The sequence below is a fragment of the Mesorhizobium sp. M1D.F.Ca.ET.231.01.1.1 genome (assembly GCF_003999155.2).
Classification (GTDB): Bacteria; Pseudomonadota; Alphaproteobacteria; order Rhizobiales; family Rhizobiaceae; genus Mesorhizobium.
The window spans coordinates 1,047,862-1,065,905 of record NZ_RZOZ02000001.1 but is presented as its reverse complement, the minus strand read 5'-3'; the positions used below and the strand labels follow the sequence as shown (position 1 = coordinate 1,065,905).

The following is an 18,044-nucleotide window of genomic DNA, read 5'->3' as shown; positions in this document are numbered from 1 at the left end:
AGAGCTTATACAAGAGATCAGGATTTTCCAGCGTCACATCCATATTTCGTCTCGCTAACTTGGGCAGGCGGGAAGTAGGAGGATCCATGAACGCACCGGCCGCTGAATTGACTGAACCGACCCACCGTCGCGGCGGCGGCCGCCTTGGGCGCAAGGCGCTGAGAAGCGCGCCGGTCGCGTCCTTTCCGACGCTGGTTCGGCAGATCCCCGTCTACGAGATCGTGCCCGACGAGGCGGTGGAACTGATCCACGAGGAGTCGCTCAAAATCCTCGAGGAGGTGGGCTGTGAATTCCGCGACGACGAGGCGATCGCGCTCTGGAAGGCGGCGGGCGCCGACGTCAGGGAAACGCGTGTGCGCATCGATCGCGCGCTCCTGATGGAGCTCGTCTCGAAGGTTCCGTCGGAATTCACGCTCAATGCGCGCAATCCCGAGCGCACCGTCCGCGTCGGCGGCAAGAACTCGATCTTCGTGCCGATGTATGGCGCGCCCTATGTGCGCGACCTCGACAACAAGCGGCGCTACGGCACGCTCAACGACCTGAACAATTTCCACAAGCTCGCCTACATGGCGCCGGCGCTGCATTCGTCGAGCTCGATCATCTGCGAGCCGATGGAGATCCCGGTGCCGAAGCGGCACCTCCACATCATCCATTCGGCGCTCAAGCACTCCGACAAGCCGTTCATGGGCATCGTGACGTCGAAGGAGCGAGCCGAGGACACGATGGCGATGGCCGGCATCGTGTTTGGCGAAGAGTTCGTGCGTGACAATCCGGTGCTGGTGGCGATCACCAACTGCAATTCGCCGCTGGTGTGGGACGCTACCATGCTCGACGCCATGCGGGTCTATGCGCGCCACAACCAGCCGCTGATCCTGGCGCCTTTCGCGCTCTGCGGCGCCTCGACCTCGGCCTCCGCTGTCGGCGCGGTCGCGCAGGTCAATGCCGAGGCGCTTGCCGGCGTCGCCTTCACCCAGCTCATCCGTCCCGGCTCGCCCCAGATCTACGGCCAGTTCATGGTCACCGTCGACATGAAGACCGGCGCCCCGATGGGCGGCACGCCGGAAGCCGCCCAGATGATGTATCTGATGGGCGCGCTGGCGCGGAAATACAAACTGCCGTGGCGCACCTCCGGCTTCCATGTCGGCTCCAAGCTCAACGATGCCCAGGCCGGCTACGAGGCGAACATGCTGATGCATGCCGCGATCCTCGCCGGCGCCAACTACATCTGGCACTCGGCCGGCTGGCTCGAGGCAGGCCTCACCTGCGGCTACTCGAAATTCGCCACCGACTGCGAACAGCTCGTCGGCTGGTACAAATATGCCGGCGGGGTCCCCTTCGACGATTTCAAGGAGGCCATGGCGGCGATCCGCGAGGTTGGTCCGCAAGGGCATTTCCTTGGCACGCAGCACACGCTCGAGCATTTCGAGCGCGCCTTCTTCATGCCGAGCATCATGGATTTCAACTCCTTCGAACAATGGACAGCCGAGGGTGCGAAGGATCATGATACGCGCGGCCTGGAAAAGGCGCGCAACATGCTCGCCGACTATCAGGAGCCGAAGCTCGACGAGGGCGTCGCCGAAGGTCTCAGGGATTTGATCGCGCGGCGCGAGGAAAAGCTGCCTGATAGCGTTAGCTGATAGAGAACGCGCGAAGACCCGCTGAAACCAATGGGAGAAGGAAAATGACACTTTTCAGAAGCAACGGTGATCGTGTTCCCGCCGCCATCGAGGCGATGGCGCAAGAGACGCGTGCCGGCCGCATGGACCGGCGCGAATTCCTGGCGCTGGCAAGCGCCTTCGGCGCCTCGACGGCTTTCGCTTACGGCCTGATCGGCCTTGCCGCGCCGACGAAAGCCCTGGCCGAGGAACCGAAGAAAGGCGGAACGCTTCATGTCTCGATGTCGGTAAAGGCGCAGAAGGATCCGCGCACCTACGACTGGACAGAGATGGCGAACGTCACCCGCACCTGGCTGGAGCCGCTCGTGCGCTACACGCACCAGTTCACGTTCGAGCCGGTCCTGCTGGAGAGCTGGGACGTCAATGACGACGCCACCGAATACACCCTGCATCTGCGCAAGGGCGTCACCTGGAACAATGGCGACGCCTTCACCGCCGATGACGTGGTCGCCAATCTGAACCGCTGGTGCGAGAAGGGCGCGTCCGGCAATTCCATGGCCGCACGCGTCGGCGCGCTGGTCGACCCAAAGACCGGCAAGGCGAAGGACGGCGCCATCACCAAGGTCGATGACCTCACGGTCAAGCTGAAGCTCAACGAACCTGATATCGCGATCATACCGGGCTTCACCGACTACCCGGCGCTGGTCGTGCATCGCGACTTCGACAAGGATGGCGCCGACCCGATCAAGAAGCCGGTCGGTACCGGACCGTTCGAGCTGGTCTCCTATGACGTCGGCCAGAAGGCGGTCGTCAAGCGCCGCGAGAACGGCAAGTGGTGGGGTGGCGAAGCGCTGCTCGACAGCGTCGAGTTCATCGACTATGGCACCGACTTCAACGCGACGCTGAATGCCTTCGATTCCGGCGAGGTCGACCTCGATTTCGAAACGCCGGCCGACTTCATCGACGCCCTCGACAAGATGGATCTGGTGAAATCGGAGGTCGCGACGGCGACCACACTGGTTGCCCGCACCAACATCACGCACAAGCCTTACGATGACAAACGGGTGCGCAACGCGCTGCAGATGGCCGTCGACAACGATGCCGTCATGCAGCTCGGCTACGCCGGCCGCGGCACGGTCGGCGAGAACCACCACGTCAGCCCGATCCACCCGGAATATTATCCGCTGCCCAAGAAGACACGGGACGCGGCCGGCGCCAAGAAGCTGATGGCGGATGCCGGGCAGGCCGACTTCGAGCACGAGCTGATCACCGTCGAGGATGAGTGGCAGAAGAACACCGGCGACGCCATCGCCGGCCAGTTGCGCGACGCCGGCATCAAGGTCAAGCGCACGGTGCTGCCCGGCTCGACCTTCTGGAACGATTGGACGAAATACCCCTATTCCTTGACCATCTGGTACATGCGCCCGCTCGGCGTCCAGGTGCTGGCGCTGGGCTACCGCAGCGGCGAGGCCTGGAATGAAACGGCTTTTTCCAACCCGGATTTCGACGCCAAGCTCAAGGAGGCGCTTTCGCTGGCCGATCCGGCCAAGCGCAAGGAGGTGATGAAGGACGTCGAGCAGATCCTGCAGGACTCCGGCGTCATCATCCAGCCGTTCTGGCAGAAGCTGTACTGTCACATGAACAAGAAGGTGAAGAACTACACAATGCACCAGACCTACGAAATGGACTTCCAGAACGTCTGGCTGGAAGCCTGAGACGGGCAGCGCAAGGACTTCATGCGCCGCGCAAAAGCCGATATGCAGGATGCGTGGTGGCGATCCTGCCACCATGCCGCCGACCATCCGGAGATCCTGCATGAGACCGATAGTGCTGGCCGCCGCCATGTCGATTGCCTTGCCCGCCGCAGCGCTGGCCGGGCCGGCTTCCAAGGCCGTGAAGTTCTTCTATGTGCCTGAGGTGAAATTCGAGGCGGACGCGAAATACCGCGACCGCTTCACCGAACCGGTGACAAAACTCTTCGAGCTCAACGACAAGGCGCAGAAGGAGAAGCCAGACGAGGTATCCTGCATCGATTTCGACCCTGGGCTCGACGCCCAGGATTTCGACCAGAAGACCGTGTCGAAGACGCTGAAGCTTGCCGAGACCGTCAATGGCGATACCGCCGAGGTGACGGCGAGCTTCAATCTCTTCCCGGAAGGCGATGACTCCAAACGCGAAATGGTGTGGTCGCTGAAGAACGTGGACGGCAAGTGGAAGATCGCCGACATCACCTCCAAGACCAGCGACTGGACGCTCAGCGCGCTGGGATGCGGTTCTTCGACGGAGTGAGGCCGTGCTTCGCCGTTTTGTCCTCGTGCTGTCGAGCCTGTCGATGCTGGCCGCGGGGCTGAACGGCGCCTCGGAGCAGGGGCTGTTCGGTTCGCCGCCGCCGAACGCGTCCTCAGGCGACAATGCGCCTGCGCCCGAAACAGCGCCGGCTGAACCGGCGCCTGCCGCGCCCGTGCTGCCTGGTTCGCCGACGGCCGTGGTGAAACCCTTTTACGAGCATCCGGGGCTCGAATTGGACCCGACCCAGCGCAAGAACTTCATCGATCCGGCCAAGACCGTGCTCGACAAGAGCGATGCGCTGCGCGCCTCGGGGCAGGGCGAGTGCCTCGACCCCAACATGGCGTTCGACAATGCCGATTACGACAAGCGCGCCATCGACAAGAGCCTGAAAACCATCGAGGCGGTCAATCGCGACGAAGCCAAGGTGGTGGTCGCCTTTGTCGTCGAGGGCCACCAGCATCGTCTCGAATGGAAGCTGAAGAAGGTCGGCGGCGACTGGAAGATATCCGACCTTCTGTCGGTCACCGGCGAATGGGCGCTCAGCCAGTACCAGTGCGAATGATGATGGTGATTGAAGATCGGAGCTGGCGATCCTTCGCGCCCCCCTCTGGCCGGCCGGCCATCTCCCCCACTTGGGGGGAGATCAGACGTCACGCCGGCTTTCGCCAATCTCCGACGTTGCAGGATAAGCGGGGCGCCGAAGCTGCCAATCTCCCCCCTTGTGGGGGAGATGTCCGGCAGGACAGAGGGGAGTGCTGTCCCGCCAGCTTTTCGCAACAAATTTCACCCTCTCCCGCGATAGGGCGCCACTCCGGTGTCGGGCAGCCAGGCATCCTTGGGCGGCGCGCCGGTTTGCCAGAAGACGTCGATCGGGATGCCGCCGCGCGGGAACCAGTAGCCGCCGACGCGCAGCCAGAGCGGCTTGGTCGCCTCCACGATGCGACGGCCGATCATGACGGTGCATTCCTCATGGAAGGCGCCGTGGTTGCGGAACGAGGTCATGAACAGCTTCAGCGATTTCGATTCCACCAGCGTCTTGTCGGGTGCGTAGTCGATGACGATGTGGGCGAAATCGGGCTGGCCGGTGACCGGGCAGAGCGAGGTGAATTCGGGGCAGGTGAAGCGCACGATCGCCGGCGGGCCGTCGCCGCGAGTGAACGGCACGGTCTCCAGGACCGCCTGTTCGGGGCTTTGCGGCGTCTCGACGTGCTTGCCGAGCTGGGTGAGGTTCTTTGCGTCAGTCATGGGCGGAGCCTTCTTGGTTTTTGCGGCTCATTAGCACCGGACCGAAAAGCGCGCAGCCGTTTTCGCGTGAATCCGATGCGTGAAATGGAAGCGGGGCAGCACCACGTTGCTCCCTCACAATTTGAAACGGCAGGAAGACGATGACCAGCAACGACCCGCTTCTCCAACCCTATCAGCTCAAGCACCTGACGCTGAAGAACCGGGTGATGTCGACCAGTCATGAGCCGGCCTATTCCGAGGATGGCATGCCGAAGGAGCGCTACCGGCTCTACCATGTCGAGAAGGCCAAGGGCGGTATGGCGCTGACCATGACGGCGGGCTCGGCGATCGTGTCGCGCGACAGCCCGGCCGCCTTCGGCAACCTGCACGTCTATGACGACCGCATCGTGCCGTGGCTTCAGGAACTCGCCGACGGCTGCCACGAGCATGACTGCAAGGTCATGATCCAGATCACCCATCTCGGCCGCCGCACCGGCTGGAACAAGGCCGACTGGCTGCCCGTGCTTTCGGCCTCGCCGGTGCGCGAGCCGGCGCATCGCGCCTTCCCGAAGACCATCGAGGACTGGGACATCGAGCGCATCGTCGCCGACTATGCTTCCGCCGCCCAGCGCTGCCAGGCGGCCGGCCTCGACGGCATCGAGTTCGAATCCTATGGGCACCTGATGGACGGCTTCTGGTCGCCGGCCACCAACCAGCGCGACGACGAATTCGGTGGCTCGCTCGACAACCGGCTGCGCTTCACCAACATGGTACTGGATGCGGTTCGCGCGGCGGTCGGGGAGACATTCGTCGTCGGTATCCGCATGGTCGCCGACGAGGATTTCGAAAAAGGCCTGTCGAAGGAGGAGGGCGTCGAGATCGCCCGGCGGCTGGCCTCATCCGGCAAGGTCGATTTCCTCAACATCATCCGCGGCTCGATCGAGACCGACGCGGCGCTGACCAAGGTCATCCCGGTGACCGGCATGCGTTCCTCGCCGCATCTCGACTTCGCCGGCGAGATCAGGGCCGCGACGAAGTTCCCGACCTTCCACGCGGCGCGCATTTCCGATGTCGCCACCGCGCGGCATGCCATCGCCACCGGCAAGCTCGACATGGTCGGCATGACGCGCGCCCATATTGCCGATCCGCATATCATCCGGAAGGTGATGGAAGGGCGCGAGCACGAGATAAGGCCGTGCGTCGGCGCAACCTATTGCCTCGACCGCATCTACGAGGGCGGCGAGGCGCTCTGCATTCACAATGCAGCGACCGGGCGAGAGGCGACTATCCCGCACGTCATCGCGAAAAGCGACGGGCCGAAGAAGCGGGTCGTGGTCGTCGGGGCCGGCGCCGGCGGGCTCGAGGCCGCGCGCGTCGCCGCCGAGCGCGGCCACCAGGTGACGGTGCTCGAAGCCTCCAGCCAGGCCGGCGGCCAGGTGCGGATGGCGACGCAGAACCCGCGCCGCAAGGAACTGATCGGCATCATCGACTGGCGGCTCGCCGAGCTCGATCGCCTCGGCGTCGAGCTGCGCTACGACACATGGGCCGAGAAGGACGATGTGCTTTCGCTGTCGCCGGATGTGGTGATTGTCGCGACAGGCGGCCTGCCGCAGAACCCGCCGCTGGCGGCGGGCGACAATCTCGTCACCTCGAGCTGGGACATCATGGCGGGCAGCGTCAAGCCGGCCGAGAATGTGCTGCTCTATGACGACAATGGCGGCCATCAGGGCATGGGCGCGGCGGAAATGATCGCCAACAGCGGCTCGAAGCTGGAGCTGGTCTCGCCGGAGCGCTTCTTCGCGCCGGAAATGGGCGGCCTGAACCACGTGCCTTATATGCGCGCCTTCCACGAGAAAGGCGTCACCGTCACCATCAACACCCGTCTGCGCTCCGTGCGCCGCGAGGGCAACCAGCTCGTCGCAGAGCTGGCCTCGGACTTCGCCGACGGCTGGCGCGGCGAGCGGCGGGTCGACCAGGTTGTGGTCGAGCATGGCACGGCGCCGCTCGACGACCTCTACCTGTCGCTGAAGCCGCTGTCGAAAAACGGCGGCGCGGTCGATTACGAGCAGCTGGTGAGCGGCGGCGACATTTTTCCACCGCGCAATCCGGAGGGCGGCTTCGTCATGTTCCGCATCGGCGACGCGGTCGCCTCGCGCAACATCCACGCCGCCATCTATGACGGCATCAGGTACGGCATCCGGATCTGAGCCTTGGAGCATGATCCCGAACGACCGGTTCGCAGAAGATCATGCTCTATCGGTGGCAGGATTTGCTCTTAACTTGCGGCTTGGCCTGTCTTGTGCGGTGCGGGAGTTTCCAGAGCGGAGGGTCGCATCGGGCTGTTTCGTACTGCGACGCAGAGTGGGCTGTCGCCGCGCCCACCACGGCGGCGACAAACCGGAAGTTGAGAGGCAAAACTGATATCCGTAACGGGCTTTGTCCGGGGAACTCATGAAGTCCCATTGTTCGCATCAGCCCGCTGCAGCAGCGCCTCATCCTTGGCCACGCCCCGCTTGAAAGCGTCTCTGTTCACCAGCTTTCCGACATAATCGAGAAACGCCTGACGCGGTTCCAGCGTCTGAAGACCAAGACCCCAACCAATATGGGATCCGACATAGATATCTGCGGCGGTGAACCTGTCTCCCGCGATGAAGGGATGTACCTGGACCGCACGCTCCAGTTCATCCAACGTCCGCTCATAACTGCCGTAGCCGAAGAAGAACTCCTGCTCCGGCGCCGGCACGAATTGAGCGCGGTGATTGGTGACGGCCTGTTCGATCGGACCGGCGGCGAAGAACATCCAGCGATAGTAATCGGCACGCTCTTCCGGGGTAGGCGCCAAGCCGGCTTCCGGAAAGGTTTCCGCAAGGTAGGTGATGATCGCGCCGCTTTCGGCCACTGCGCGGCCGTCATGCACGATCGCAGGCACCTTGCCTATGGGATTGACATGCGTGAAGAAGCGGACCCGCTCGTCATTGGGATCGTTCGACACCGGGCGTTCAAGAGTTGCGCCGCCCCACGCGTCAAATGCACTGGTCTTTTGATAGTCGATGACCACTGTTTCGTAGGGCTGGCCGATTTCCTCCAGCATCCAGCGCACAATGCGGCCGCGGGAATTGGGATTGGTGTAAAATGTGAGCGACATGGTTCGTATCCTCTAGCGGTCGGTTCGAGTGGTGCACGCCGGAAGTGGCGCTGTCGGATGCGGTTATAGCGGCAGAGGCATCACGCACGCATCGGCAGTCTGCGCCAAAGAACTTGCAAAGTGCGCCAAAGGTGCGATGCTGTGGTGGTCTGGCCGGAGGCCCATTCTTCGACAAGACAGGACGCGCCGGCAGCCCGATCTCGACCGGCTTGCAAATGGAGGTGGGGAGATGACAAAGACCAACGTGACCTCCGACCGGTGCAAGCTTACCCGACCGTTTTGGCAGTCGCTTGAGCAACTCGGACTGCGACCCGCGGCCGTGCTGCGGCAGGCGAGGCTTCCCGCAACTCTGCATCTCGACCAAACTGCCGTCATCAGCACGCCGCAACTCTTCGCGATCTGGAATGCCATTGAGACACTGTCCGGCGATCCCGCTTTCAGCATCAGGATGGTTCGCGAGACCAGCACTGCGAACCACAAGCTCGCGTTTCTGGCGGCGTCCTACGCGGCCGACTTTCGCGGCGGGCTGGAGAGGATCGCCCGCTTCAACCGGCTGTGCAGCCCCGACCGTCTGTGTTTCACGGAACGCGACGGGGCGGTGTCGGTGACAATCGAGTGGCCGGCAGGCACCGAGCCGCAACCGTATTTGTCGGTTGACGCGAGTTTCGCCCTTTTGCTGGAGCTCGGCCGCCGCGGTACCGGCAAACATCTTCTCCCGATCGCAGTGGACCTGCGGCGACCGGATCCGGGAGCGGACCGTCATGCCGCCTTCTTCGGTTGCCCGATCCACTTCGGCGCGGAGCGGGATCGGATGGTGATGGAGGCGGCGGACCTCGAGCTGCCATTTCCGGGGCACAATTCCGAATTGCTGGAAATGCTGGCGCCTGCGCTGGCCGCTGCAATGCGCGAGATCGAGGCGCACGCCAGCCTTGGCGAACAGGTCAAGGCAGCTTTGAAGCGGGCGATGCCCGGCGGCCGTCCCGATGTCGCGAGCGTCGCCCACGAACTAGGCCTGAGCGAACGCACCCTGCAACGGCGGATAACCGCGCAGGGCAGGACATTTCGTGACCTCCTGGCCGAAGCACGGCAGGACCTTGGCCGGGAACTTCTGGCCGATCCATTGATCGAAGTGGAAGAGGTAGCGTACCTGCTCGGATACCAGGACACTAACTCATTCTATCGGGCGTTCCGGGAGTGGGAAGATATGACACCGGGGCGCTGGCGACGGATCAACGCACAGAGTGCAGCACGTTCGATCGCCTCCCCGTCAATCGATCCAGCCGCAGCTTGAGCCCGCCTGCACGTCACTTTGGCGCGGGCCAATGGTGGCGCGCAACGGACCTTTGCAAGGAGAGCCACCTGCCGCTTTGGTCCGTTGCGCGCCGCGCCCGGTCGGTTTCGCCGGCCGTGCGATTCAAAACATTCTTGCGGTCGCCATGCAAAGCACGGTGAGAACCAGCAGCCCGCCGGCGATCCGTTCGCCCCTGGTCATTTTCGCCCGCAGCTGGCTTTGCGCCGCCGCGTCGGCGCCTGCCAACTGCCTGCTGGCGGAGGCTACAAGCGCGCCCTGCACGCCGGCGGCGATCAGTGCCGTTAGAATGCCCAGCGCGAGCACCATCTCCATCGAGCCGAAAGCACCTTCATGGAAGAAGTACCAGAGCAATATGCCGGTCAGGAACACCACGCCGGATGCACCGAGTTGCGGTCGGATGAAGTGCTCTGCCTTGATCTCCGGATCGCGGGCAACCGCGATGGTCGTGCCGGCCCAGAAAACGCCGGCCATCACATGCAGGCCGATGACGACGATATAAACATATTGCATAACCGCATTCCTCTCTGCCGTACGTCGCAGCCGTCAGACGACGCCATCACTAGGACAAAGTTAGATATCTAACGATTAGATGTCAATGCATGAACCCGAGTTTCGCTATCTCATCTCTTGCTCTACGGTCCGGCCATGACGCTGTTTGATCGCCCGCCAGTCGGCATGAATCTCGCCCGTACCGCCAAGATCGTGGCGCAGGCCTTCGACGCCGCTATGGTCGAGGCCGGCGGAACGCTGCCAGTCTGGGTGACATTGCTCTCCGTCAAGTCGAAGGAACTGGCCAACCAGCGCGAGCTTGCCGGCATGATCGGCATTCAGGGCGCGACGCTGACCCATCATCTCAACGCCATGGAGGCGCAAGGGTTGCTGATGCGCCGCCGTGATCCGCAAAACCGCCGCGTGCATCAGGTCGAGCTGACGGAGGCCGGCGAGGCGATGTTCGAGAAGCTACGGCTGGCCGCAATCGCCTTCGACAAGCGGCTGCGGGCCGGAATTCCCGACGAGAAGCTGGCCGAATTTGCGGAAGTGCTTGCAGCACTTCGCGGCAATGTCGGGGACTAGTCCGCCTTAAGAGTCATAGGTCGCGATGGCGCCGAAGGCGTAGTGGCGCAGCTTGAGCGCAGCGATAAGCGCGGTAAGCTTGGCCTTGCCGTCGAAGGCGTCCTGGAACATCTCGTCATGCATCAACAGGATCAGCTTGCCTGGCTTGGCGAAATGGCCGTAGGCGAAGAGATGGTCGATCTCGCTCACCAGAAGGTCGACGCCCCGCACCGGCTTGCCGCTGTCCTCATGCACCCATTCATGGTCCCAGCCGTAGAGCCAGAAGCCGGACGCGGCGACGAACTCGTAGTCGGGATCCTCGCGGCCGGCCTGCGCCAGCCCGAGCGAGTTGTCGTCCTTCGACATCGACGACAGCCGGAACACGTCGCGCCCCGGCAGCCGCGCATGCACGGCGGGCTTCAGGCCGAGCACGGCATTGGCCCTCAGCATGTCGGCGACCACGCCTTCCGTGTCGCCGTAGAAGTGCTGTAGCTGTGGTTGCCGATCGTCACCAGAGGCATCGACTTCGCCCGCAGCGCCCGGTTGGTCGCGTTGGCCTCGGCATGCATGCCGACCATGAACAATGTTGCCGGCACCTGCTCTGCCTGCAGCACGTCGAGGATGTTGGCGGTGCCGTTCGGCGGACCGTCGTCGAAAGTTAGATAGACTGTGCGGTCGGCGGCAAGCGCAGGAGATGCGATGAGCAGCAGGAACGACAAAACGAGACGAAGCGGCATCCGCGGCTCCCGGTTGCGACCACGGCAGGCCGCCATGCCCGTTCTGCCTTGTCAAGTTTGCCGGGAGCTTGCCCTCAGGCCAGGCTGCCTTGAAGCACTTTCAGCTTCGCCTTCTTCGGGCTGCGCGCCATGAGCCATTCGCGCGCCTTGTCCTGCGGCATCGGGAAGGCGATCGAATAGCCTTGCACCTGATCGCAGCCGATCGCCATCAGCGAGTCGAGTTCGGCCTCGGTCTCGGCGCCCTCGGCGACGATCGAGATGCCGAGCCCGCGGGCAAGCTCGGTGATGGCGCGCACGATCTTGGTGTTGTCGCCGTTCTCGTTGATGTTCTGGACGAAGCGGCGGTCGATCTTCAGCCGGTCGATCTCGTTCGGATTGACGTGGCTGAGCGAGGCATAGCCGGTGCCGAAATCGTCAAGTTCGAGGTGGACGCCGGCAGCGCGGATGTGCCTGAGCTTGGCGGCGATGCCGGTCTTCTCGTCGTCGAGGATGACGGATTCGACGATTTCCAGCGACAGCTTCTGCGGCGCAAGCCCGGCCCGCTCCAGCGTCCCGAACAGGAACTTGTCGAAGTCAGGCTCGCGCAGCTCGGTGCCCGAGACGTTGACCGCGATGCGCCCGAAATCGATGCCGGCGCGGTCCCATTCGGCGGCTTCGTTGATCGCCTTGGTGATGACGATGCGGCCGATGTCCGGCATGAAGCCGCATTTCTCCGCCACCGGGATGAACTCGCCGGGCGAGATCATGCCGCGCACGGCATGCTTCCAGCGCACCAGCGCTTCGATGCCGCTGATCTTGCCGCTGGTGAGCGAGACCTGCGGTTGGAAATAGACCTCGAAGGCCTTTTCCGCGATCGCGGCACGGATGTCCTGCTCGAGCTGCTTGCGGTAGTCGAGTTCGCGCCGAAGCTCCTCGGAGAAGAAGGAGAAGCTGCCGCCGCCCAACTTCTTGGCAGAATAGAGCGCGAGATCGGCATGGACGAGCAGGTCCTGCGCATTGTCGGCGTCTACAGGGTAGACGGCGATGCCGGCGCTGGCGCCGGGCAGGATCGTCGCGCCCTGGAAGGTGATCGGCTCGTTGATCTCGCCCAGGATGCGCTTGGCCAGCGCATGGATGTCCTCGGTGGAGCCGGCGCCGTTCAGGATCATCACGAATTCGTCGCCGCCGAGACGGGCGCAAAAATCCGACGCGCGGCAGGAATCGCGCATGCGCTGCGCCGTCACCACCAGCACATAGTCGCCGGCGGGGTGGCCGAGCGTGTCGTTGATCTGCTTGAAACGGTCGAGGTCGAACTGGATCACCGCCAGCCGTTCGCGGCGGCGATGCGCGCCCTTGATCAGCGTGTCGAAATGATCGGTGAGGAAGGTGCGGTTGTGCAGGCCGGTCAAGCCGTCATGCACCGCGATGAACGCCATCGAATTGCGGGCATCTACCAGCTCGTGTGTCTTGCGCAGGATCGCCTTCGACATCGGCCGGAAGATGAACAGCGCCACCAGCACGATGACGCCGATGGTGGCGAAGAACAGCGTGCGGTGCAGGTCGAGCATCTCGTCCGATCGCTCGTTGGCAAAGGCGCTGATGCGCTGGCCGAGCGCGGCATAGCCCGACAAAGTCGCATTGGCGACGGAAGCGTCGAGCCCGGCGCGCTCGCCGCCGCCCTTGTAGCCGTCGCTTTGCATGCCGAGCTGCGACTGGAAGGACGACACCAGCCTGCCGCCATTGGCGATCAGGCCGACCGAGAAATAGTCGAGATGGAACGGCTTGCTGAACAGCACATATTCGATCGATTTCGGATCGTTGCGGGCAGGCGACAGCGGATCGGCGCCGGTCTCCTTGAGCAGCCGGTCGTAATTGGTCTCGAACTCGCCCGTCGCCTGCTTGAGCGCGGTGACGAGCGCCGGCTGCTTGTCGCGCGTGGCAGCACCGGTGGCGCTGGCCAGGAAGACAATGCGCTGCGACAGTGCCTTCTGCATGGAAACGATATCGAGCAATGCATCATTGTGCTGTTGCTGCGCGATCAACTGCTGCAGAAGAATGAAGGAGGCCATCACCATGGCGGCAATGATCGTGAGCGCCAGCCAGTAGCCGGTCTTGATGAGCAGAATCAGCTTGCGCGAAACGCTCTGCACTGGCTGCTGCGACATAATTCGGTGACCCCTCCGGTCGACGCGTTCTTGCCCTGGATTTCGTGGCGGGAAGACCCTTGACCTGAAAGGGTTAACAGGTCGGCAAGCGGGCGCGGCGTTGATCCCGACAGCGTGACAAAGCTGACAAGATGGTTATCGCGTCCTTTCAAGCGTTGTCGGCATTTGAGCGCATCGTCCTCCGGCCGCCGTCGCAAAGCTTTCGCAAGGCCACCGAAGCGGTCGTTTTTGCAGTGGATTTTTCTTGTCCGCGGCGCGACAGTCCGCGTCAAACGAACAGGGCCTGACCATGAGCGCAGCGTTTCTCTCCCACCTCGACAACGAGCTTCAGGGCCTGAAATCGGCCGGCCTCTACAAGTCGGAGCGGGTCATTTCCTCGATGCAGTCGGCCGAGATCGAGGTGGCTGGCCAGAAGGTGCTGAATTTCTGCGCCAACAATTATCTCGGCCTCGCCGACAGCCCCGAACTGCGCGAGGCCGCAAAGCAGGCGCTCGACCGCTACGGCTACGGCATGGCCTCGGTGCGCTTCATCTGCGGCACTCAGGAGGAGCACAAGGCGCTGGAAGCCACAATCTCCTCTTTCCTCGGCATGGACGACACCATCCTGTACGGCTCCTGTTTCGACGCCAATGCCGGCCTGTTCGAGACGCTGCTCGGCGAGGAGGACGCCGTCATTTCGGATGCGCTGAACCACGCCTCGATCATCGACGGGGTCAGGCTCTCAAAGGCCAGGCGCTTCCGCTACGCCAACAACGATATGGCCGATCTCGAAGCGCGGTTGAGGGAAGCGAAGGACTGCCGCTTCCGGCTGATCGCCACCGACGGCGTGTTCTCGATGGACGGCATCATCGCCAACCTTGAAGGGGTGTGCGACCTCGCCGCGAAATACGATGCCATGGTCATGGTCGACGACAGCCACGCTGTCGGCTTCGTCGGCAAGAACGGCCGCGGCTCGACCGAACATTGCGGCGTCGAGGGCAGGGTGGACATCATCACTGGCACGCTCGGCAAGGCGCTGGGCGGCGCATCCGGTGGCTATACTTCGGGCAAGAAACAGGTGGTCGACTGGCTGCGCCAGCGCTCGCGGCCCTATCTCTTCTCCAACACGCTGATGCCAGCGATCGCCGGCGCCTCGCTGAAAGTGTTCGAGCTGATCCGCAATGGCGACGCGTTGCGCGAGCACTTATATGCCAATGCGCAACGTTTCCGGTCTCAAATGGGTAAGCTGGGGTTTACGCTTGCCGGCGCCGATCATCCGATCATCCCGGTGATGCTGGGCGATGCTGCGCTCGCGCAGGAGATGGCTGCGCAGATGCTGAAGCGCGGCATCTATGTCATCGGCTTTTCCTTCCCGGTGGTGCCGAAGGGCCAGGCGCGCATCCGCACGCAGATGTCGGCGGCCCATTCCGGCGCCGACATCGATCGCGCGGTGGAGGCGTTTGGCGAAGTCGGCAAGGAACTGGGTGTGATTTCCTGAACGGCCGACATCGAAAAGCCGCTCCCGATCAAGAGATTCGAGGAACAAAAGAATGTCCAACATGATGAAGGCGCTGGTGAAGGCCAAGGCCGAGCCGGGCATCTGGATGGAAGAGGTGCCGGTGCCGGAGATCGGCCCCAACGACGTGCTGATCAAGGTCAAGAAGACCGCGATCTGCGGCACCGACGTCCACATCTACAACTGGGACCAGTGGGCGCAGAAGACGGTGCCGGTGCCGATGGTGACCGGTCACGAATTCGTCGGCACCGTCGCCGATTTCGGTGCGGCGGTCACCGAATACAAGATCGGCCAGCGCGTCTCGGGCGAGGGCCATATCGTCTGCGGCCATTGCCGCAACTGCCGGGCGGGCAGGGGGCACCTCTGCCGCAACACGCTCGGCGTCGGCGTCAATCGCCCCGGCGCCTTTGGCGAGTACATGGTGATCCCGCAGCACAATGTGGTGCCGATCCCCGACGACGTGCCGGACGAGATCGCCGCCATCTTCGATCCACTGGGCAATGCGGTCCACACGGCATTGTCCTTCGACCTGGTCGGCGAGGACGTGCTGGTCACCGGCGCCGGGCCGATCGGCATCATGGGCGCCTTGGTCGCGCAATGCGTCGGCGCGCGCAAAGTCGTCATCACCGACATCAACCCGGTGCGGCTGGATCTGGCGCGCAAGCTCGGCGTCCAGCATGTCGTCGACGCCTCGAAGGAGAAGCTGCGCGACGTCATGCCGAAGCTGGGCATGACCGAAGGCTTCGATGTCGGCCTCGAAATGTCGGGTGCGGCGCCCGCGTTCCGCGACATGATCGACACCATGAACAATGGCGGCAAGATCGCCATCCTCGGCATCGCCCCCACCGGCTTCGAGATCGACTGGAACAAGGTCATCTTCAAGATGCTGCATCTCAAGGGCATCTACGGCCGCGAGATGTTCGAGACCTGGTACAAGATGATCGCCCTGGTGCAGGGGCCATTGGATGTCTCGGGGCTGATCACGCATCGCATTGGGATCGACGATTTCCAGGTTGGGTTCGATGCGATGCGGAGTGGGAGTTCGGGCAAGGTGGTGATGGATTGGTAGGAGGCCCTCCGGGAGGACGCCTCCCGTCCATACATGACGAAGGGTAGGAGGCGTCCTTTTGCTACAATCCGTAAAGAGCTGTCTCCAGCGCCGCCACGCCCCTTGCAATCGCCGTCCGCTCCTCCTCACTCAGCCTCGCCAACAACTCTCCCTCAAACGCTTTCGCCAGCGGCACCATCTCGCGATAGGCGGCAAGTCCGGCCTTGGTCAGCGTCAGGTGCTCGATGCGACGGTCATTCTCGTCCGGCGAGCGCGTTAGCCAGCGCCGCCGCTCGAGTTCTGCGACGGCGCGCGAAACCTTGGTCTTGTGCATCGCCGACTGCTCGCCAAGCTCTGTCGCCGTCATCGTGCCGCGCTGGCCGAGGCCAGAAAGCGTGCGCCATTCCGGTCGGGTCAGGCCGTGGCGGTCCCTGTAGATGGCGGAGAACTCGCGGCTGACAGCGTCGGCCAGCCGATAGAGCCGGTAGGGCAGGAAGCTTTCGAGCTCGAGGATTTCCGGTTCCATCAGGTCCACCATCGGAGCAGCGTTCGCCGTTGATAGTTACATTTTCGATGGTTACAAATGAAACCAGTTTGGTCAACATTGCCGGCAAGCCACGCTTCATGAGGCCTGGAAGCCGAGATCAGGGAGGATCGGATGGCCTTTTCCTACATGCCGGGCTTCGGCAACGACTTCGAGACCGAGACGCTGCCCGGTTCGCTGCCGCAGGGGCGCAACTCGCCGCAGCGGCCGGCTTATGGCCTCTATGCCGAGCAACTGTCAGGCTCGCCCTTCACCGCGCCGCGCGGCACCAACGAGCGCTCCTGGCTCTACCGCATCCGGCCGAGCGTGAAACACACCGGCCGCTTCAAGGGCGCGAGCTATCCCTTGTGGAAGACCGGGCCCAACATCGGCGATCATGAGCTTGCGCTCGGCCAGTATCGCTGGAATCCCACCCCGATGCCCGGCGAGCCGACCGACTTCATTTCCGGCATGCGCACCATGACCACGGCCGGCGATGCGATCGGCCAGTCCGGCATGGCCGCGCATGTCTATGTCGCCAACCGCTCGATGGTAGACGACCATTTCTTCAATGCCGACGCCGAGATGCTAATCGTGCCGCAGGTCGGCGCGCTGCGCTTCGTCACCGAGATGGGCGTCATCGAGCTTCGGCCCGGCGAGATTGCCGTGCTGCCGCGCGGCCTCGTCTTCAAGGTCGAGCTCGCCGACAAGGAGGCCCGCGGCTATGTCTGCGAGAACTATGGCGCCAAGTTCACCATGCCCGATCGCGGCCCGATCGGCGCCAACTGCCTGGCCAATCCGCGCGACTTCAAGACGCCCTGCGCCTGGTTCGAGGAGAAGGAGACGCCGTGCCGGCTGATCGTCAAATGGTGCGGCACCTTCCACGTCACCGAACTCGGCCATTCGCCGCTCGACGTGGTCGCGTGGCATGGCAACTACGCGCCCTACAAATATGATCTGGCGACGTTTTCGCCGGTCGGCGCCATCCTGTTCGATCACCCCGATCCGTCCATCTTCACCGTGCTGACGGCGCCGAGCGGCGAGGAGGGCACGGCCAATGTCGACTTTGTCATCTTCCCGCCACGCTGGCTGGTGGCGGAAAACACGTTTCGGCCGCCGTGGTACCATCGCAACATCATGAGCGAGTTCATGGGCCTGATCCACGGCCAGTACGACGCCAAGGAGGAAGGTTTTATTCCTGGCGGCATCAGCCTGCACAATCAGATGCTGGCACACGGCCCGGATGCGTCCGGCTTCGAGAAGGCGACGCGTGCGGAGCTCAAGCCGGTCAAGCTCGACAACACCATGGCCTTCATGTTCGAGACGCGCTTTCCGCAGATGCTGACGCGCTACGCCGCCGAGCTCGACACCTTGCAGGAGAACTACATCGACTGCTGGGCCGACCTGAAGAAGCGTTTTAACGGCACGCCTGAAGGCGACTGGTCCTGACCGCCGGCA

Annotated in this window: 18 protein-coding genes; 10 read left to right on the top strand and 8 right to left on the bottom strand. The window is 63.4% G+C overall.

Annotated elements, in window-relative coordinates; genetic code table 11:
• Positions 1–86 precede the first annotated feature (86 nt).
• The 4 genes from EN874_RS05370 to EN874_RS05355 all read left to right on the top strand — a co-directional run bounded on the left by EN874_RS05370 (position 87) and on the right by EN874_RS05355 (position 4,467).
• Entirely contained in the window at positions 87–1,637 is a 1,551-nt protein-coding gene (locus EN874_RS05370; protein WP_127424328.1) for a trimethylamine methyltransferase family protein, read from the top strand.
• 44 nt (positions 1,638–1,681) lie between these two features.
• Positions 1,682–3,331: an ABC transporter substrate-binding protein gene (locus tag EN874_RS05365; protein ID WP_127424327.1), complete on the top strand. Its 1,650-nt coding sequence runs from the start codon at positions 1,682–1,684 to the stop codon at positions 3,329–3,331.
• A gap of 100 nt (positions 3,332–3,431) precedes the next feature.
• Positions 3,432–3,905 (top strand): DUF3828 domain-containing protein, encoded by a 474-nt coding sequence (locus EN874_RS05360; protein WP_127424326.1) that lies wholly within the window; start codon positions 3,432–3,434, stop codon positions 3,903–3,905.
• Between the two features lie 4 nt (positions 3,906–3,909).
• Complete coding sequence (locus EN874_RS05355; protein WP_127424325.1) at positions 3,910–4,467, top strand: hypothetical protein; 558 nt, start codon at positions 3,910–3,912, stop codon at positions 4,465–4,467.
• 221 nt (positions 4,468–4,688) lie between these two features.
• On the opposite strand, the gene queF is transcribed toward EN874_RS05355, so the two are convergent.
• Positions 4,689–5,150: a preQ(1) synthase gene (gene queF / locus EN874_RS05345; protein ID WP_126084394.1), complete on the bottom strand. Its 462-nt coding sequence runs from the start codon at positions 5,148–5,150 to the stop codon at positions 4,689–4,691.
• Positions 5,143–5,301, bottom strand: coding sequence for a hypothetical protein (locus tag EN874_RS33600; protein ID WP_168247360.1), 159 nt, complete (start codon positions 5,299–5,301; stop codon positions 5,143–5,145). Before EN874_RS33600 ends, queF begins: the two co-directional genes overlap by 8 nt.
• On the opposite strand from EN874_RS33600, the gene EN874_RS05340 reads away from it, so the two are divergent.
• Positions 5,291–7,336 (top strand): NADH:flavin oxidoreductase, encoded by a 2,046-nt coding sequence (locus EN874_RS05340; RefSeq protein ID WP_127424324.1) that lies wholly within the window; start codon positions 5,291–5,293, stop codon positions 7,334–7,336. The two genes, EN874_RS33600 and EN874_RS05340, sit on opposite strands and share 11 nt — an antisense overlap.
• Before the next feature lie 242 nt (positions 7,337–7,578).
• Here EN874_RS05340 and EN874_RS05335 read toward each other — a convergent pair whose 3' ends face one another.
• Positions 7,579–8,274: a glutathione S-transferase family protein gene (locus tag EN874_RS05335; RefSeq protein ID WP_127424323.1), complete on the bottom strand. Its 696-nt coding sequence runs from the start codon at positions 8,272–8,274 to the stop codon at positions 7,579–7,581.
• Between the two features lie 229 nt (positions 8,275–8,503).
• Between EN874_RS05335 and EN874_RS05330 the strand changes: the two genes are divergently transcribed.
• Positions 8,504–9,565: an AraC family transcriptional regulator gene (locus tag EN874_RS05330; protein WP_127424322.1), complete on the top strand. Its 1,062-nt coding sequence runs from the start codon at positions 8,504–8,506 to the stop codon at positions 9,563–9,565.
• 123 nt (positions 9,566–9,688) lie between these two features.
• Here the strand turns inward: EN874_RS05330 and EN874_RS05325 are convergent, their stop codons facing one another.
• Entirely contained in the window at positions 9,689–10,096 is a 408-nt protein-coding gene (locus EN874_RS05325) for a hypothetical protein (protein ID WP_127424321.1), read from the bottom strand.
• 135 nt (positions 10,097–10,231) lie between these two features.
• On the opposite strand from EN874_RS05325, the gene EN874_RS05320 reads away from it, so the two are divergent.
• Entirely contained in the window at positions 10,232–10,660 is a 429-nt protein-coding gene (locus EN874_RS05320) for a MarR family winged helix-turn-helix transcriptional regulator (RefSeq protein ID WP_127424320.1), read from the top strand.
• A 6-nt stretch (positions 10,661–10,666) separates the two neighbouring features.
• On the opposite strand, the gene EN874_RS34260 is transcribed toward EN874_RS05320, so the two are convergent.
• From EN874_RS34260 to EN874_RS05310, 3 genes are all read right to left on the bottom strand, one after another.
• Entirely contained in the window at positions 10,667–11,101 is a 435-nt protein-coding gene (locus tag EN874_RS34260) for a hypothetical protein (protein ID WP_245513457.1), read from the bottom strand.
• Positions 11,083–11,376, bottom strand: a complete 294-nt coding sequence (locus EN874_RS34255; RefSeq protein WP_245513456.1) for a polysaccharide deacetylase family protein — start codon at positions 11,374–11,376, stop codon at positions 11,083–11,085. Before EN874_RS34255 ends, EN874_RS34260 begins: the two co-directional genes overlap by 19 nt.
• A 74-nt stretch (positions 11,377–11,450) precedes the next feature.
• A complete protein-coding gene (locus tag EN874_RS05310; RefSeq protein WP_127424319.1) occupies positions 11,451–13,520 on the bottom strand; it encodes an EAL domain-containing protein in 2,070 nt (689 codons plus the stop codon).
• A gap of 289 nt (positions 13,521–13,809) precedes the next feature.
• Between EN874_RS05310 and EN874_RS05305 the strand changes: the two genes are divergently transcribed.
• Both EN874_RS05305 and tdh read left to right on the top strand, forming a co-directional pair.
• A complete protein-coding gene (locus EN874_RS05305; protein WP_127424318.1) occupies positions 13,810–14,997 on the top strand; it encodes a glycine C-acetyltransferase in 1,188 nt (395 codons plus the stop codon).
• 52 nt (positions 14,998–15,049) lie between these two features.
• Positions 15,050–16,084 carry an L-threonine 3-dehydrogenase gene (gene tdh / locus EN874_RS05300; RefSeq protein ID WP_126084386.1) on the top strand — a complete coding sequence of 345 codons (1,035 nt, stop codon included), beginning with the start codon at positions 15,050–15,052 and terminating at the stop codon, positions 16,082–16,084.
• 61 nt (positions 16,085–16,145) lie between these two features.
• Here tdh and EN874_RS05295 read toward each other — a convergent pair whose 3' ends face one another.
• Entirely contained in the window at positions 16,146–16,589 is a 444-nt protein-coding gene (locus EN874_RS05295; RefSeq protein WP_168247359.1) for a MarR family transcriptional regulator, read from the bottom strand.
• 132 nt (positions 16,590–16,721) lie between these two features.
• On the opposite strand from EN874_RS05295, the gene hmgA reads away from it, so the two are divergent.
• Complete coding sequence (gene hmgA, locus EN874_RS05290) at positions 16,722–18,035, top strand: homogentisate 1,2-dioxygenase (protein WP_127424316.1); 1,314 nt, start codon at positions 16,722–16,724, stop codon at positions 18,033–18,035.
• Positions 18,036–18,044 lie beyond the last annotated feature (9 nt).

Coding starts and splice junctions, on each gene's coding strand:
- EN874_RS05295 (WP_168247359.1), bottom strand. CDS start 16,589: ATGGAACCGGAAATCCTCGAGCTCGAAAGCTTCCTGCCCTACCGGCTC.
- EN874_RS05360 (WP_127424326.1), top strand. CDS start 3,432: ATGAGACCGATAGTGCTGGCCGCCGCCATGTCGATTGCCTTGCCCGCC.
- EN874_RS05330 (WP_127424322.1), top strand. CDS start 8,504: ATGACAAAGACCAACGTGACCTCCGACCGGTGCAAGCTTACCCGACCG.
- EN874_RS05310 (WP_127424319.1), bottom strand. CDS start 13,520: ATGTCGCAGCAGCCAGTGCAGAGCGTTTCGCGCAAGCTGATTCTGCTC.
- EN874_RS05335 (WP_127424323.1), bottom strand. CDS start 8,274: ATGTCGCTCACATTTTACACCAATCCCAATTCCCGCGGCCGCATTGTG.
- EN874_RS05305 (WP_127424318.1), top strand. CDS start 13,810: ATGAGCGCAGCGTTTCTCTCCCACCTCGACAACGAGCTTCAGGGCCTG.
- EN874_RS05365 (WP_127424327.1), top strand. CDS start 1,682: ATGACACTTTTCAGAAGCAACGGTGATCGTGTTCCCGCCGCCATCGAG.
- EN874_RS05340 (WP_127424324.1), top strand. CDS start 5,291: ATGACCAGCAACGACCCGCTTCTCCAACCCTATCAGCTCAAGCACCTG.
- hmgA (WP_127424316.1), top strand. CDS start 16,722: ATGGCCTTTTCCTACATGCCGGGCTTCGGCAACGACTTCGAGACCGAG.
- EN874_RS34255 (WP_245513456.1), bottom strand. CDS start 11,376: ATGCCGCTTCGTCTCGTTTTGTCGTTCCTGCTGCTCATCGCATCTCCT.
- EN874_RS05370 (WP_127424328.1), top strand. CDS start 87: ATGAACGCACCGGCCGCTGAATTGACTGAACCGACCCACCGTCGCGGC.
- queF (WP_126084394.1), bottom strand. CDS start 5,150: ATGACTGACGCAAAGAACCTCACCCAGCTCGGCAAGCACGTCGAGACG.
- EN874_RS05320 (WP_127424320.1), top strand. CDS start 10,232: ATGACGCTGTTTGATCGCCCGCCAGTCGGCATGAATCTCGCCCGTACC.
- tdh (WP_126084386.1), top strand. CDS start 15,050: ATGTCCAACATGATGAAGGCGCTGGTGAAGGCCAAGGCCGAGCCGGGC.
- EN874_RS05325 (WP_127424321.1), bottom strand. CDS start 10,096: ATGCAATATGTTTATATCGTCGTCATCGGCCTGCATGTGATGGCCGGC.